This window comes from Aquimarina sp. AD1 (assembly GCF_003443695.1).
GTDB lineage: Bacteria > Bacteroidota > Bacteroidia > Flavobacteriales > Flavobacteriaceae > Aquimarina > Aquimarina latercula.
Window position 1 is genome coordinate 552,552 of record NZ_CP031966.1, and the last position, 16,527, is coordinate 569,078.

The 16,527-nt window shown below is 31.5% G+C and carries 10 protein-coding genes; 8 read left to right on the forward strand and 2 right to left on the reverse strand.

Going from position 1 to position 16,527, the window contains the following annotated elements; translation table 11 throughout:
* The first annotated feature begins 129 nt into the window (after nt 1-129).
* From D1815_RS02635 to D1815_RS02670, 8 genes are all read left to right on the forward strand, one after another.
* Nucleotides 130-3,483 carry a starch-binding protein gene (locus tag D1815_RS02635; RefSeq protein ID WP_118385829.1) on the forward strand — a complete coding sequence of 1,118 codons (3,354 nt, stop codon included), beginning with the start codon at nt 130-132 and terminating at the stop codon, nt 3,481-3,483.
* A gap of 768 nt (nt 3,484-4,251) precedes the next feature.
* Nucleotides 4,252-6,045 (forward strand): type VI secretion system Vgr family protein, encoded by a 1,794-nt coding sequence (locus D1815_RS02640; protein WP_118385830.1) that lies wholly within the window; start codon nt 4,252-4,254, stop codon nt 6,043-6,045.
* Nucleotides 6,046-6,048: 3 nt separating this feature from the next.
* Nucleotides 6,049-6,906: a hypothetical protein gene (locus D1815_RS02645; RefSeq protein WP_118385831.1), complete on the forward strand. Its 858-nt coding sequence runs from the start codon at nt 6,049-6,051 to the stop codon at nt 6,904-6,906.
* A gap of 13 nt (nt 6,907-6,919) precedes the next feature.
* Nucleotides 6,920-7,351, forward strand: coding sequence for a DUF4280 domain-containing protein (locus D1815_RS02650; RefSeq protein WP_118385832.1), 432 nt, complete (start codon nt 6,920-6,922; stop codon nt 7,349-7,351).
* Between the two features lie 10 nt (nt 7,352-7,361).
* A complete protein-coding gene (locus D1815_RS02655) occupies nt 7,362-8,444 on the forward strand; it encodes a DUF6402 family protein (RefSeq protein ID WP_118385833.1) in 1,083 nt (360 codons plus the stop codon).
* Between the two features lie 19 nt (nt 8,445-8,463).
* A complete protein-coding gene (locus tag D1815_RS02660; RefSeq protein WP_118385834.1) occupies nt 8,464-11,196 on the forward strand; it encodes a peptidoglycan DD-metalloendopeptidase family protein in 2,733 nt (910 codons plus the stop codon).
* Nucleotides 11,197-11,206: 10 nt separating this feature from the next.
* The gene (locus D1815_RS02665) at nt 11,207-12,229 is read left to right on the forward strand and encodes a hypothetical protein (RefSeq protein WP_147404155.1); all 1,023 of its coding nucleotides are present in this window, start codon (nt 11,207-11,209) and stop codon (nt 12,227-12,229) included.
* A gap of 188 nt (nt 12,230-12,417) precedes the next feature.
* Nucleotides 12,418-13,731: a hypothetical protein gene (locus D1815_RS02670; RefSeq protein ID WP_118385836.1), complete on the forward strand. Its 1,314-nt coding sequence runs from the start codon at nt 12,418-12,420 to the stop codon at nt 13,729-13,731.
* Between the two features lie 19 nt (nt 13,732-13,750).
* Here the strand turns inward: D1815_RS02670 and D1815_RS02675 are convergent, their stop codons facing one another.
* Both D1815_RS02675 and D1815_RS02680 read right to left on the reverse strand, forming a co-directional pair.
* Nucleotides 13,751-14,404, reverse strand: a complete 654-nt coding sequence (locus tag D1815_RS02675) for a response regulator transcription factor (protein WP_118385837.1) — start codon at nt 14,402-14,404, stop codon at nt 13,751-13,753.
* Entirely contained in the window at nt 14,391-16,304 is a 1,914-nt protein-coding gene (locus D1815_RS02680) for a sensor histidine kinase (protein ID WP_118385838.1), read from the reverse strand. Before D1815_RS02680 ends, D1815_RS02675 begins: the two co-directional genes overlap by 14 nt.
* Between the last annotated feature and the right edge of the window lie 223 nt (nt 16,305-16,527).

Consider the following 16,527-nt stretch of genomic DNA (forward strand, 5'->3'; position numbering starts at 1 on the left):
ACAAAAAAGATAGCCTGTTTGTGATGGTGAAGAGTTTTTTTAAACATCTTTACTATAACGTTTGAATATTTTACACAAAAAGGGATTTTTCCCTCAATTATTTTAACACACACACAAACACTTTTTATTATGAAACAAACAATTTTATGGGGTCTATTATTCTATCTATTGATCCCCAAATTAGGAACCGCACAATCAGATAAAGATCTTCCTTTCGCTTGGGAGAATGCTAATGTATATTTTGTTTTGACAGATCGTTTTGAAAATGGAGATCCGTCTAATGATTTTTCTTATGGAAGACAAAGAAACGGACCTGCACTAAGAAGCTTTGAAGGAGGAGATCTTCAGGGGTTGATTAATAAATTAGATGAAGGATATTTTGATGATTTAGGAGTTAGTGCAATATGGATTACACCACCTTATGAAAATATTCATGGATCTATCGGTGATGCCGGATATGCTTTTCATGGATACTGGGCAAAAGATTGGACTACAATAGATCAAAATTTAGGATCTGAAGATCTTTTTAGACAATTTGTTGATGTTTCTCATGAGCATGGTATAAGAGTCATTATGGATGTGGTTTTAAATCATGTTGGCCCAGATAATTCTGCAGATCAATCATGGCCTAATGAGTGGGTTCGTAGGGATCCGACTTGTAACTTCCAAGGTCCAGGAGGTAATATTCCATGCGAGTTAGTTGATAATTTACCGGATATACTTACAGAATCGAATAACAATGTTGGTTTGCCAGGTTGGTTACTAGATAAATGGAGTAATGAAGGTAGAAGAGGAGAAGAAGAAGCAGAGTTGAATGATTTTTTCAATAGAACAGGAAAATCACGTTCTCCACGACAGTATATAATTAAGTGGTTGACTGATTACGTTAGAAAATTTGGAGTAGATGGTTTTAGAGTAGATACCGTAAAACATGTAGAAGAATTTGTTTGGAAAGAATTGGAAGAAGAAGGCAGAATTGCACTAAGAGAATGGAAGAATAATAATCCAAATAAAAAGATTGATGATAGAGATTTCTGGATGACTGGAGAAATCTTTAACTATATGGCTCCAAGTATGGGAAGAAGATTTACCGGGGATGGGTTTAATATAGACTATTATGACAATGGATTTGACAATTTGATTAATTTCGAGTTTCGATTTAATGCAAATGATGGGTTAGAAAGTATTTTTAGTAAATACGATAATTTGCTTTTTAACCAGTTGGGTAGTGGAAAAAGTGCTTTGAATTTTTTAGCGAATCATGATACAGAACAAGTTTTTGATCGTGACAGAACAAGGACTTTTGAAGCAGGTACAAAATTACTGCTTACTCCTGGTCCAGCTCAAATTTATTATGGAGATGAGACTGCACGAACGTTAACACCCGGAGGAGGTGCATTTGGTGATGCTACATTGCGTTCTAATATGAATTTTAATGAGCTGTCTAATACTAATTCTAAAGCGTATCTTACACTAGAACATTTTAAAAAATTAGGAAGATTTAGAAGAGAACATATTTCTGTAGGAGGAGGGCGACATAGTAAATTACAGGATAGTCCATATACTTTTAAAAGAGAATATAATGGAGCCGAAGGTTCAGATAAGACATTAGTATATTCCGGAAATGATGGAGATTTTAATGGCTCCTTAGATGTTTTTGGAATGTGGCCGGATGGGACGCAATTAAAGGATTACTTTTCAGGAAATGTAGCAACGGTTTCTGGAGGTGATGTAAATTTCGGTACTAGCTTTGGTTTAGTTTTAATTGGAGTTCCTGCCTCTACAATACAAATTGATAATGTTACATTATCTATAAACCCTGTATCAGGACTCTATACTGAACCTTTATTGGTAACGATGAGTGCGACATCCTCTTCAGGTTCGGCTACATCTATTTTTTATACTACCGATGGTTCTAATCCTACTGCATCCAGTACTTTATATTCTTCATCTTTTGATATAAGTAATACGACTATTATAAGAGCGATAGCTATCGATACAGAAGGAAATGAATCAGAAGTTATTACACGTAACTATGTAATAGGTGATGGAGAACCTTTTAATGTCTATTTTAAAAAACCATCTAGTTGGTCATCTGCAAATATTTATTTATTTAATCAAAATACTGGAGATGCACTACCTGGATTTCCAGCTTGGCCTGGAGTTATTATGAATAATGTAGAAGGTACTCCTTGGCTTACTTATAATATTGATCAGGATGTACAGGTTGGTATTGTTTTTAATGATAATGGTGGAGATCAAACAGACGATTTAACAAGAGTAACAGAAGGTTGGTATGATAATCAATGGTTTGATAGTTGTCCAAGTGAATGCCCTACTATTTCACAACCTCCAGTGTTGACAGTTTCTCCGGACTCAGGTACATTTATTGGAAATGTGCAAGTTAGTATGAATGCTACTAATTCTGGAGTTATATATTATACCTTGGATGGATCAGTTCCTGATGTTACAAGTACTTTGTACGATGGATCTTTTATAATATCTGAGGTAGGAATTACCGAATTAAATGCAATTGCTATAAATAGTACGGGAAGTTCTGCAGTAATTAGTAAGAATTATACTATCCAAGATGTATCTGGATATACGGTTAATTTTAGAAAACCTGATAATTGGAGTACAAGTTATATTTATTTATATGATAGAAATGCGGATGCAGCAATTCCAGGGTTTCCTGCTTGGCCAGGAATACAAATGACTCAACTAAGTGATTCTCCTTGGTATTCTTATACAATTGAAGAATCTGTTGAGGTTGGTATTGTTTTTAATGATAACGGAGGATCTCAGACGGATGATTTGGTCAGAAGAACAGATGGTTGGTATAATAGCAGTTGGACAGATACCTGTCCTGGAGAATGTCCGGGAGTAATTGTTGATACTTCATTTGATGTTTATTTTAAAAAGCCTTCTTCTTGGAATACTGCTTTTATTTATTTGTATGATAAAAATGCAAATACTTCGATATCTGGAGCTCCGGCTTGGCCCGGAGTAGAGATGAATGAGATTATTGGATCCCCTTGGTATTCTTATGTAATTGATGAATCTGTTGAAGTAGGAATTGTTTTTAATGATAATGGAGGATCACAAAGTGATGACATATTTAGGACTAGTAATGGTTGGTATGATAATCAATGGTTTGATAGTTGTCCTAATGAGTGTCCATCTGTAGATGATATCAAAGGCTCTTTTTCCGATAAAGTTCCGGGAAATGACTCATTGCAGCTAGTAAAAGCTTGGCCGAATCCTTTTACTGAATCCTTGACATTATCTTTTACCGGAAATATGAATGATAATCGTGTTAGTATAGAAATATTTAACCTTGCAGGAAAGAATACGAATACTACACTTATCAAGGATAACAAAACAAATACAATAACCATGGATACAGCAAACCTTCCTAAGGGGATTTATCTTCTAAAGATAATTTCTAATAAGAATGTGAAGGTGATGAAAATGGTTAAATAGATTATTATTTTATTGAAATAAATAGAAACCTGTTAGAGAATATCCTTAACAGGTTTTTTTTTGATTAAATATCAAGTGTGTTTTTAAAATGAGTACTTTTTTTAAGTTAGTAAAGTAATTTTGGAATATTTTTTTTAACGATTTAATTATTTGTTTTTCAGTAGTTTATTGTTGTTTTGTTTGAGTTAGGAAAAGTTTGGCACGCGTTTTGAAAATTACTAAGCAACTGATAGGGCAATAAAAATATCGGTTGAAAAATGTTTATTAATTTAAAAAAAGGAAATCATGACAAATTTTATTTCATTAAAAATCAATTGGAGTATATTAAGAAAGTTTTTACAAGAATTACCAGCGGCTAGTAGTCATGCAATTCATAGATAGACTTTTACCAATTTAAACCCCAAAACAAAATGTATACTACATACTTTTAACAACTGGATATGAATCTATTTTATATCCAGTTTTTCTTTTCTATTTGATTGGGATCAAATAATTTCTCATTTATTTTTTTAGTCTAATTAATCTTTTTACGGGTAATCCTTATTTTTTTTAGTAACGAACCGTTGATAATCATAGTGGTTTTCAGGGGTATATTTTCACTGAATATCTGGTTGATCTAAGAGGTGTTGTTTTCTAAATTTGGAATAACCAAAAAGAACTATTGTTTATTCTTCGAAACCTAATTTATTGTCATTGAATACATTTAGTTAATAAGAATAATAGCTTGTTACTTTAATTGGTTACACAAATTAATCTTAAAACTCAGCAATGGCACTTCAATCTAATATCCAAATTTTTATTGGGGGAGTTTCTATAAAAGCATTTAAGAAACTTACACTTAAGCAAGAAATAGACGATCATCATACACTAGAAATTTTATGTCGTAAAGATGTTTTAGAAAAGGTTTCTGATCTTTATGAGGATGAAAGCAATGATTTTTTAGGGCAAACTATTATTATTTCTATTTCATCATTAGATTCCGTTAATGTTTATAAAGAATTAAAGTTTAATGGCGTTGTTACAGAAGTAAAAGTGACCAATGGGTTTCATCAATCCATGGGAGATTCTATTTTAATCAATGCTAAAAGTAATTCTATACTTACAGATGATGGGCCTCATTATGCATCATTTAGTGACGAAAACCTAACATCCATTCTTACGGATGTTTTTCAGAAATATGATCGTTCAAAATTAAATACTACAATAACTACAAGATTTAATAATCCATTGCATTATTGTGTGCAGCAAGGAGAAAGTAGTTTTCAATTTGCGAGTAGGCTATCCGCTCAATACGGAGAATGGTTTTATTATGATGGCGAAAATTTAATATTTGGAGAACCTCAAAATTCAGAAGAAGTTGCACTAACTTATGGGTTTGATCTTCAAGAATTTTCTAGACGTTTACAGCCTAGATCTAATAGTTATTCTTTTTTTACTAATGATTATCTAAGTAATGAGAAACATGAAGTTGGCACTTCAGAAATTACAAGTTCTATTAATGGGCATAATGGATTTGCTTCGAATAAAAGCAAAGAAATGTTCCCTCATAAAACACAAGTATTTTTAAATACTTATAATGATACTCAAACTAAACAAAGACTTGGTAATTTAGTAAAGGAACAAAAAAAGGCAGAAGAAATTAAACAGGTAATTATTACCGGTAAAAGTGATAATCCTGGTGTTAGTTTAGGAAGAATAGTAAAAATAAAAGAAAAAAATAACGATCAAGGCGTTTATAGAATTATCAAAATAACGCATACAGCAACCGAAAATGGGAAGTATATAAATTTTTTTGAAGGAATTGCAGTAGATCAAGATGTATATCCTAATACAAATATCTTTAAGATACCTAAAAGTGAGACTGAGGTCGCTACAGTTACCGCTAATGATGATCCAGAAGGAATAGGTAGAATAAAAGTACAATTAAATTGGCAAAAACCGCTGGGAGTTTACACGCCTTGGCTTCGTGTAATGACTCCGCATTCTGGAGGAGATAAAGGATTTCATTTTATTCCAGAGGTAGGAGAAGAAGTATTAATAGGTTTTGAGGGTGGAAATGCAGAGAGGCCTTTTGTCATGGGCGCATTGTATAATGGATCTGAGAATCCATCAGGATGGAAAACAGATAAAAACAATGTAAAAGCTATTAGAACTCGAAGTGGCCATACCATTGAATTAAATGATACTGATAAAGGGGAGTTTATTACTATAAAGGATAAGAATGAAAATCTAATTCATATTGATACCGCCAATAATAACATTACCATCACTGCATTGGAAACCATGACATTGAATTCTAAAAACATGGAGATTAATGTAGATGAAAATTTAGACATTAATGTAGGGAACGATAAAACGGAGCGAATAAATAAAACTCATAAAATCAATACGAGCAAAAGCATAGAGTTTGCATCACAAACAAAATCGGTTAACGTTAATATGGCGTATATGCAATCCGCGGGTAGTACGAGTTTAATATCTGTGGCTGGAGATTTAACAATGCATGCCAAAGGTATTTCCACGTTACAAGGTAATTCTGATGTTAAAATTAGTAAAGGTTAGGGAATGAGAACATTTATAGAAGATCAAGTAGCAATTAGTATACTACCTATCAGTGGAATAGTAAACTATCATCAAAAAATACATTCGGAAATTAACTGCCGTAATCGCCTGGAACAGCAAAAACTTACTAAAGATATGGAAGTGCAGATTTTAGAATGTAACCCTATGTTTTTTACAGTAAAAATTGTTACAAAAAATATAGAGATGCAATTAGGCTCTTTACTTAAAAAACAAGAAAATTTAACCAAGGAAATTTATGGGATATTAAAAAGTATAGAATTTCGTATGAATTGGAAAGGAGAGTTAATCGAAATTCTAAACCATAGAGAAATTATAGATACTTGGAAGAGTTATAAACCGAAATTAAAAGAAAGATATAGGGGGCAAGCAGTAGAACGTTATTTAATAGGAGTTGAAAAAAAAATACTCCATCACGATAAGTTAATTTCGGATTGTTTACAATATCGATTATACGGATTACTATTTAATGATTTATTTGGTTACCATTCTAATGATCCAAAAGAAGCTCAAAGTAGAACGCGCGTACACGGAAATATGGTATATCAGTTGCCATTATCAATACGAGAAAAAGTATTACTTCAAAAAGAAGATGATCATAATACACTTCTTAGTATTTCTGGAGTTTTAGATAAAGAACAACTGTATGCTGCTAAAATTCAAAACTTATTTAAAAGAAAAAATATTTTAGATGCTAATACAATTAAATTGACAGATTACAAAGGAGAATATAGATACGATAAAAAGATGGGTGTTTTTGATAGTGTTACTCTTAATATTGTGACAGAGTACGGCGAAAATTATAGAAAAATTCAGAATTATCAGTTAAAGCAAGAAGTATAATAAAACAAAAGGTATGAGTGGAAAGAAATACGTTTGCAATGGTGCAAAAATCGAGTGTCCCTTATGTACCAAACCTATTGGGAAACTAAAGGTGACTTCTAACTCGATAAAATTACAAGACAAAACCTGGGCTAATATTAAGGATAAAACAAAAGCTAATTTAAAATTTAGTGGTAAATGTATAAAAAGCCCAAAACAAAAAATTCCATGTAAAGCAATTATAGCTCCTATAAAATGGATAAATACTGGAGAAATTCTAATTCAAGGGAATAAAGCTTTATTAGAGTGTTCTACTATAAAATGTAGTTATGGTGGAGCAACTATTAAAATTAAAGATCACATTCAAAAATCAGAACCAGAAGCTATAGAATCAACTGATGTAGATGGAATAACTCCAGATGAACCCGTATCTACCACATTGACATCTTCAAAATTCTCGAATTAATTAATTTCTTATGATACTTCAATTTGAAACAAATAGAGTAACATTAAATTTCCTACCAGAGCTAGGAATTAAGCAAGATCAATACGCCATAAAGGCGTATGCAAAAAACCCATTCCTAAATTGTAATAAAGTACTGATTTACACTTCTGACCCTATGAATATTAAGCTAGAGGAGAATGCTTATTTTTTGGATATAGATTATTGGTATTATACTAGAGTAGCAAAATATATAAAGAGTATAGAAAGTGCACTACCAAATTGTATAGATTTCTATTTTTCAGTTTGTATAGGAAACGAAGAAAATTCAATTCCGAATCCCTATAGGGTACATTTTATAAAATATGTACCAGAATTGTTAGAGATATCTGGATATAGACAAGCTAAACAAGCTCATAGCAAATGGTTTTGTTTACCATCAGAAGATAATGCAGAAATAGTAAACCCAGAAACTAGTTATATAGAATTTACAACCTTATTAGAGACTTCGTCATTGTTTAAGAGTTTCTATCAAAAACATTGTGAAAAAGTTATAGCTCAAATATCTAGATCTAACAGAAATGAAATCAAAAAAAAAATGGTCAATCAGATACAGAAAGTTATTGATATTTATCGAGAGGAGAGGATATATGATTTTGGCAGCATAGCTACTACAATAATGAATATAGATGATATGTTAGTGCCTAAATTTGACACCTTTCATTTTTATGAAGCATCGTTACAAGAGTATGTTGTTGATGGGATTGATGATGAGATGGATGGTTTATTATTTACAGATTGCGTGCTTAGAGTAATTGCTTTAGGTAAAATAACTAAAGAGAAAGATCATATAGGAATTCTTATAGAGCGTCTAGGTTTTTATATAAAGGATCAATATACCTTTAATAGAGATAATGAAGAGATGTCTTTAAGTTATTGCGAAATTATAGATAAAGATAGAGTGGTTTTTAGTAAAGAACCTGTAATAGAAGAAGAGAGTTTTAAAATTACAGCTTCCAATTATCATAATTATAGAAAAGATCAAGAACTAGGTGGAGATTTTTTTTGGTATTCTAACATACATTTTGAGGATGTATCTATAGAACTTATATTATAATTTATTAAAACATTTTAATATGTTACTATTAATAGCAGTGGTTGCAGTAGTTGTGGTAGTGGGGGTTTTTGCTTATCCAAATGTAAAAGATACACTTATTCCATCTACACCAGATATTCCTGTTCCAGATAAGGATATGGCTGCAGAAATAGAAGAAGTTTTACGAGGAATAGAAACAGAACCTGTAATACGTCCAGAAGCACGACCAGAAAATCTGGTTCCTGATAGTCAAGGAGCTGTAGATGAGGAACCAACAACCGAAACAGATGTAGAGACAACCGAAGAAGAAGAATCTTCCGGACAAGAAGAACCAACAGAGGAATTAGCAGATAATTCTACTGCAGCAAATGATGCTAAAGAAGATGGTATTAATGATGCTTATTTTGCCAAAGAAATATTTGTAGAAAAAGGAGAAGAAGTAGCGGGAACCTACAATGAATATAGATTTGGAAACGATAAGAATTACCCCGAAAATCAAGGAAATAAAGAAGGTGATGCTGATTATATCTTAGAAAATACAAGAAGTATATTGAATGCTAAGAAAGAGTTTACAACAAAAGAAGCCATTCTGAATGGTATTACTAAGGATACATATAGTGAGGGAGATACCATCAGTTTTATTACTTACAAAATGATTCCCGAATATGAAAAAATTGATAGTGCACCGCTAAGCAGTGAAGTATTCATTGTAGCAAAAACCACCAATCTTGATGAAGAAACGGTTACAATCACTATACAAGAAAAAGAAGAATTATTGGTAGCAAAAGATGCCCCGTTACCAGTTTTAGAGATGCCAGAAGAAGAGCAAGAGAATGCTAGGGAAAATCAAACCCATACTCGCAATGAAGAAAGAATGGAAGGTGGTACTAATGAGACAAGAGACACAGAAACTTCTGAAAACAATGAGACTATAGATGAAAGCTCAGCTTCTACAGATTCCCAACAAGAAAGTGAAACTACTTCAGAAGAATCTGAAGAAAAGGATGCAGAAGAAAACGAGATAACCGAGATCAAAGCTGTTGTAGAAGAAGGAATAGCCAAAAAGAAAATAAAATTACGCCCTAAATCTGCAGAAGATTTACAAACTTGGACAGAGAAATTGAAGGGTGGTACTGAAGATGGGATGCATTCCTATCAAGTGAAAAATCAATTTTCGGTCACTGGAGATGCAGATGCTATTGCAACAAATATTCAAAACAATAGTAATAATACTTTAACGGATCATATTGTAAAGAAGGAAGATATTATTGAGCTTTTGGTAGAAGGTAGTACGTACAATAATACTACTTCTTTTGTGTTTCCCAAATATAAAAAAGGATCGCAAACAGAATTTTTATGGTTAAAGGCACATGCTTATGGAGGAGAAGAAGAGCATAATGAAGAGTTTTTGAACCAAGATGATACGACATATTTTAGAATAGGAGATATTTGTGAATGTGAAGCAAAAGTAAGAGCTTATATGCGAATGTTAAGAATAGGTGAAGGAACGGGAGAAATAGATAAGGATGGTAATCCAATAGATCCTCAAAGAGGTTATACAACTAGATTTGGAAATGTTCAATTTAGCGATATGAGTACACATCCTGGTTTAAGACCAGGTTCTGGTTCTTCTGCAGCAGGAGCTTATCAAATAATGCAATATACTTGGTGGGAATGGAATGGTTTTGAGGTTAAAAAAAATAGTTCTGGTGTTTATTATAAAACGGGAGTTTATTTTGAAAATAGAGATTATGCCAAGAAATATGGTATAACCGGTTTTGATGAGATGAATCAAGATTTATATTGTCTAGCTCTTATGAAACATCATAGCGGATGCGCCACGTTTATCGACGATATTATTAATGATAAAATAGAAGAAACAACAAGAAACTGTGGTAGTAGAATTTGGGCAAGTTTACCTCATGTAGGTGATAATAGTAGATATAGGTTTAGGGGAGAATTACAGCCTGCTACTCCAATGGAAAAAGTTTTAGAACATTATGAAACATTTTTGAAAGAAGAATTAGCAGGAGAAAGTTATTTACATTTAGAGCCTGGGTTTTTGAAAGAGTTTGGTTATGGTTGTTGTAATGATCAACCAAGTGGTTGGCACGATCCTGTTGATAATCCTATTTCTACCAATTATTTTCAAAATGGCAATGCTGGTATTGTAGCACAGCAATGGGGTTTATTTGGTGATGATGTCAGGAGAGAAGTTAATAGAAAGCATTCAGGTTTAGATTTGTTCGCAACAACAGGGAGCAACATTTATGCTTGCGTAGACGGAACCATATATAATAGAAGATGGCACGGTGGTTACGGGAATACAGTGACAATCAAAGTCAAGGACCCAAAGGCCTTTTTGACGTTGAAAAGACAATATACACATAAGTCGACACGAGAAGATGAATCTGGGTCTGATTGGAACGAAAATGGGGACATTTATCTTTTTTACGCTCATTTAGATAGTGTAAATGAATTTTCATTTGGAGAAGAAGTAAAGTCTGGTCAGGTTTTAGGCAAATGTGGTAGATCAGGAATAGGGGGAGATGGTACGCACGCACCACATTTACACTTTGAAATTTTTTCGACATATTCAAAACCTTCTGGTACTAGATACTGTTATAATCCAGCTTATTATGTACCGTATAAGCATTTTAGTGAGCAATCCGAAGCAGAGAAAATAGAACAAACCACAGAAAAAAACAGAGGTTATATCAATGAATATGTAGGTGCTGAAAAATTACAAGAAAAACACCTTAAAGACCAATAAAATGAAGCTGATGATCAAATATCTAATACTAGTGGCACTATTACTGATTTCGTGTTTCGATCCCAAAAGTAAGGAAACTGCGATTAGCAATGAGAAAACTGTTTACGAAACTGGGCAACAAATTACCGAAACCATCTTTAAAGAGGTTGTCTTTATTGGGAAATCTGATTATGAATCTGAAATTAAGACTTTATCTATCCAATATCAACCAATACACCTAACTATAAAGTACTTAGATGAAAGGGCTTATATTCAAGTTCAGAATCAATCAAAAAAAGATGCGAAATGGCATTTAGTCAATATTAATTTCTTTTACGATAATTCTTATGAAAGTGCTGAGAAAGACATTCATCTTTTGATAAATAGAAACTACAAGGATCGTGGTTATGTATTATTTCCTTCATTCACTGAACAATTTGCTACCTATGCAGCTTATAAGTTTGAAAAGGCTTCCATAATATATTTGGGGGAATATGGTACCGAATCTTTTGACAAAGGATTATTTTGTTTTGATGAAAAAACTGAGAAATTATATATTGAGGTAAATGATAAATTACAGGAATTAGAATTATTAACCAAAATAGATTCAGGTGACTCTGAACAGATTATTAAAAATGATATTCAAACATTACTTAAAGACGAAAAAAGTTATACAGAAAAATATAAAGAAGTAAATTCTTCAAAAATTTCATCGCATTGGTACGGTAGTTATGAAGGGGCCTTTTTAAGGATAAAAGAAGAGTCAGCAGATCCGAGAGCTTGGGCTTCTATGAGTATAAATATTTCTAAGGATTCTACCGTATTCAAGTTGTTTAGTTATATCGAGGAAGAAGACTACTCACTCATTCCTATTGAAAAGAGCAAAAATATTATTGATCTAGTGCAACAAGACTTAGTGGAAAATAATGCGAATGGACAACTAAATCTTGGAACTATTATTTACAAGGATAAAGAATATTTCTTGCAGAGCCCTCATTTAGATTCTCTTATTGGTGAAACTAATAAAAAGTTATACAAATTGAAAAAAGAGTAACCTTGGTTTTATTTCTGATTAAATGATTTTTTTATAAAACTGTCCGTTTAGAATAAAAATACTATACTAAATCCAGTGGTTTTCAGGGGATGTTTTCTATGGAAATCATGGATGTACGCGCTAGCCTTATTTCCTACTTTTGATTTAGAGATATCACACAAATAATAAAACTCTTAAAACCAATACCTATGAAGGGCTTATTAACCTATAAAAACCTACTTTTAGTAATGTGTAGTTTGATCATATTTTCTTGTTCTAAAGAAATAGATGGGTCAGATGTTATTTTACTAAATAACGAAAAAGAAATATTAGAATTTACATTTCTCTCATCAGATAATGAAGAATTAGAGATTGATGTTAGTGCTCGTATAGATCAGAATGATAAGATAATATCTGTAGTATTACCATATGGTACTCCAGTTAGAGCATTGAAACCCAATATAAAAGTTTCAGAATCTGCATCCATTATCCAAGGTACAGATATTTTTGTAGATTTTTCCGATCCTTTAAATTATAGCGTGATTGCAGAAGATGGTACAACTTCAGACTATACAGTAAGAGTACGAGTTGTTGCTAGTACAGATCAAGAGATTTTACTTACTATTTTTAATCAAAACCCTGATAATACACTTGGCTGGGATATAACTAGTGACAATGTTTCTGCTTGGGAAGGTATCGTAGTTATAGATGAGAAGATAATAGGGTTAGAGTTAGATGAAAAAGGGCTTACCATATTACCGCCAGAAATCTGTGACTTGTTTTACCTTAAAACATTATCGTTAGAAGGTAATATGATTACAGAAATTCCAAGACAGATTGAAGATTTGTCTAATAACTTAAGAGTGTTGAATCTCGGTGGAAATCAGATAGAAATAATTCCAGGAGAATTTTTTAGCCTAGAAAAACTAACGGATCTAAGAATGTATACCAATATGTTAGTAGATATACCAGCTGATATTAATAAACTTACAGAACTGAGATATTTGAGTTTGTCTAATAATGCTTTACAAACACTGCCTTCAGAACTGTTTGAACTCTCGGAATTAAATACATTATTCATTAATAATATCGAATTATTAGAGGTGCCACAAGAAATAACAAACCTATCTAAATTAACTAGTTTAGGAATCTCCTCCAATCAATTAGGATCCGTACCAGATCATGTTTTAGAAATAGAGACATTAACTAGGTTAGATATTTACAATGCAGGTATAAGTACTATTCCTTCAGGAATTACAAAACTATCCAATCTAAGAAGACTTCAGTTATCTGGAAATAATTTAGTTGATATTAATGAGAACGTAGGGGATTTATTTCTTTTAGAAAACCTGTTGTTAAAAACGAATATGATAGAAGAAATACCTGTTAAACTTAGTAATTTGATAAATTTACAAGTATTGGATATTTCGGAAAATAACATTTTTTCTATGCCAAATGCTGTATGTGATTTAGTAAATACAGGGACTGAAATTGTAATTGATGCTGGTGTAGGATGTATGTAAAAGGTTTAGAGATTAATCTTTAATCAACTAAACCTAATTTAATAGCGTGCTTAGCTAGTCCAACTACATTTTTTACATTCAACTTAGAAATCAAACTTGTACGATATCCCTCAATTGTATATTTACTTAAAAATAATTGATCCGCAATTTCTTGAGTAGTATATTCTTTTGCGATAAGCTGTAATATCTCTTTCTCACGCTTACTGAGATTTATTTCGTTATGCTGCTTTTGCTCAAAAATACTTTTTGTGTAAGCTTCTTTGATACTGTTTGAAAAATAATTAGAACCTTTTAAAATGGTTTCAATTGCTTTAAGAAGCTCTTCTTTTTTAGCATTTTTTGGGATATATCCATTAACCGATGCCTGTGTTAATTCATAAATTTTCTGAGGTTCAGATAACATACTAACAATAAGAGTTTTAATAGTGGGATGGTTTTCTTTGATATAATGATTTAATGCTACCCCATCCATTTTTGGCATATTAATATCTAATATCGCTAAATCAATTTGATCAGTAGTATTAATATCTAAATATTTTTTAAGATCCAAACCGTTACTAGCAGTATACACAATTTCATAATCAGATTCGTGTGATATGATGCTTAAGAGACCATCTAAGAACATTTTATGATCATCAGCTACTACTAGTTTATATGTATTACTTTTTGTCATTTAGTACAATGGGTATTTCAATCCGTATAGCCGTTCCACGATTAATAGCAGAATCAATGTCGATTTTTGCTTTTAATAACGTTAAGCGCTTTTTTATATTTTCTAAACCAATACCATTTGTTTCCTTTTTAGAATCAAAACCAATACCATCATCCTCAAAAATAATTTCTATAGAATCATTATATGCATTAAGACATATTTCAATGACTCTTGCTTTAGCATGTTTAAGAGCATTGGTCATTAGTTCTTGTATAATTCTAAAAATTTCTACTTTTTGATTATCATTAATTGTATTAATTTTCTCTATTGGATGTGGTATAAATGTAATGTCTGGATCTGTAACTTTTTCTATAGTATCGATGTATTCTCGTATATAATTGGCAAATGCAGTTTGATTAATTTTTTTTGGAATCAAATTATGAGAAATCTCTCGAACTTGTTGGTATGTATTATCTAATTGATCGATAATCGTAGCTTGTGTTTTTTTATCTTTTTCGATGTTAATCATCTGTAATTTTATAGCTGCTATATTTCCTCCAATGCTATCGTGCAGTTCTCTTGCAATTCTATTTCGTTCTTCGTTTTGAGCGATTACATAGGTGTTTGCCAGTTTTAATTCTTGCTCATTTAGAAAAGAAGCAGTTTTCTGGCGATTGATTTCTTCTTTCTGAGCATTATATTTTGTTTTTACTTGTAGTTTTTGATAATATACTAGAAGTAAACCAATAATTGGGATTAGAACAATGATAAAACCAATAATATAAAACCGTCTTAATAAACGTTGTCGTTTTATTTCTGCTTCGCTAGAGAGTTGATCTTCTTTTAAAAGTAAAATTTCCTTTTCTTTAGTTGCAGTTTCATATTTTACTTCTAATTCAGTTATTGTCTTTTTTTGTCTACTATCACTAATAGAATCTTTTAAAGTATGAAAATTGTTTAAAGCTAGATTTGCGGATTTATAATCATCAATTGAAGTGTAAATATTCGTTAGGTTTTCATAAATGTTTTTTTGTATTTCTAAATTTGAGATCAGCTTTGCTGGAGCTAAGCTATTATTTAGTAGGTTAATAGCTTCCTGCGGTTTTCCCAGTGCAGCTATGGCTTTAGATTTGTGGACTATGGCATTGATACTTTTGTCTTTAAAACCATGAAGATCAGCAATCTTTTTACTATCATTAAAATATGCTAAAGCTTCTTCATATTTCTTATTTTCGTGTAAAACATCTCCAATATTTAAAGCTAACGTAGCAGAGGCCTTTGGAGAGGTGTTAGGAGGAATCATTTCATAAGCTTTGAGAAAGAATTTTTCTGCATTGTCATAATCTTTTTTTCTAAAATATACAGCTCCTATATTTATGTAATTAGATGAAATGATTTTTTTATCTGTAGTGGCTGCATTACTTTCTTCAAAAAACTGAATAGATTTATCATAGTTTTCATTATTAGCGTTTAAAATTCCAAAATCAGATTTGACTTTAGTAATCATTTCTATATAATCAATTTCTTCAGAAATCTTAAGACTTCTATATAACATTTCTATAGCTTCATCCATGTTACCGCTTCGTCTAAAACTGGAACCTAATAATCTATATGCTTGTGCTAAATGTTTTTTATTTCTTAAGTGGATTAAGGAGGCTCTTGTGTAATACATAGATGAATCCACAACACCTATGGAATTGAAGTAGCTTCCTAGATAAAGTTTGGCTTTAGATTTTATGGAATCTTGTTGTTCTTTATCTCTAGAAATTTTGGATAAAACGCTATAAGAATAATTAGGATTAGCGTCTAAAGAATCAATAGCACTATCTAATTGTATACTAATCGATTCTTGCCCAATACAAAGAAAAGAATAGCATAATGTTATGCATATAAGTATTTTTCTAATAGATATTATGTCCATTACATTTGTGTAAAATAAATTGGTCTTTCCACGAAAATAAAGATTTCAATGTAAAGTGTTATTAAAGATAAGTGTATTTAAGAAATACTACTTATAATCATCAAAAAGTTATTGAGTTTTATGAGAAGATGTTAATAGATTTATAATGGGTTTGATTTTATGTTTTTTTAATATTTGTAAGCTTTAAAATTTAATGGAAAAAAAAGTAAAAGACTTACTGTTT

Excerpts from the sequence above, each read along its gene's own strand:
- D1815_RS02645 (WP_118385831.1), top strand. The coding sequence starts at position 6,049 with ATGAGAACATTTATAGAAGATCAAGTAGCAATTAGTATACTACCTATC.
- D1815_RS02640 (WP_118385830.1), top strand. The coding sequence starts at position 4,252 with ATGGCACTTCAATCTAATATCCAAATTTTTATTGGGGGAGTTTCTATA.
- D1815_RS02635 (WP_118385829.1), top strand. The coding sequence starts at position 130 with ATGAAACAAACAATTTTATGGGGTCTATTATTCTATCTATTGATCCCC.
- D1815_RS02660 (WP_118385834.1), top strand. The coding sequence starts at position 8,464 with ATGTTACTATTAATAGCAGTGGTTGCAGTAGTTGTGGTAGTGGGGGTT.
- D1815_RS02680 (WP_118385838.1), bottom strand. The coding sequence starts at position 16,304 with ATGGACATAATATCTATTAGAAAAATACTTATATGCATAACATTATGC.
- D1815_RS02665 (WP_147404155.1), top strand. The coding sequence starts at position 11,207 with ATGATCAAATATCTAATACTAGTGGCACTATTACTGATTTCGTGTTTC.
- D1815_RS02655 (WP_118385833.1), top strand. The coding sequence starts at position 7,362 with ATGATACTTCAATTTGAAACAAATAGAGTAACATTAAATTTCCTACCA.
- D1815_RS02675 (WP_118385837.1), bottom strand. The coding sequence starts at position 14,404 with ATGACAAAAAGTAATACATATAAACTAGTAGTAGCTGATGATCATAAA.
- D1815_RS02670 (WP_118385836.1), top strand. The coding sequence starts at position 12,418 with ATGAAGGGCTTATTAACCTATAAAAACCTACTTTTAGTAATGTGTAGT.
- D1815_RS02650 (WP_118385832.1), top strand. The coding sequence starts at position 6,920 with ATGAGTGGAAAGAAATACGTTTGCAATGGTGCAAAAATCGAGTGTCCC.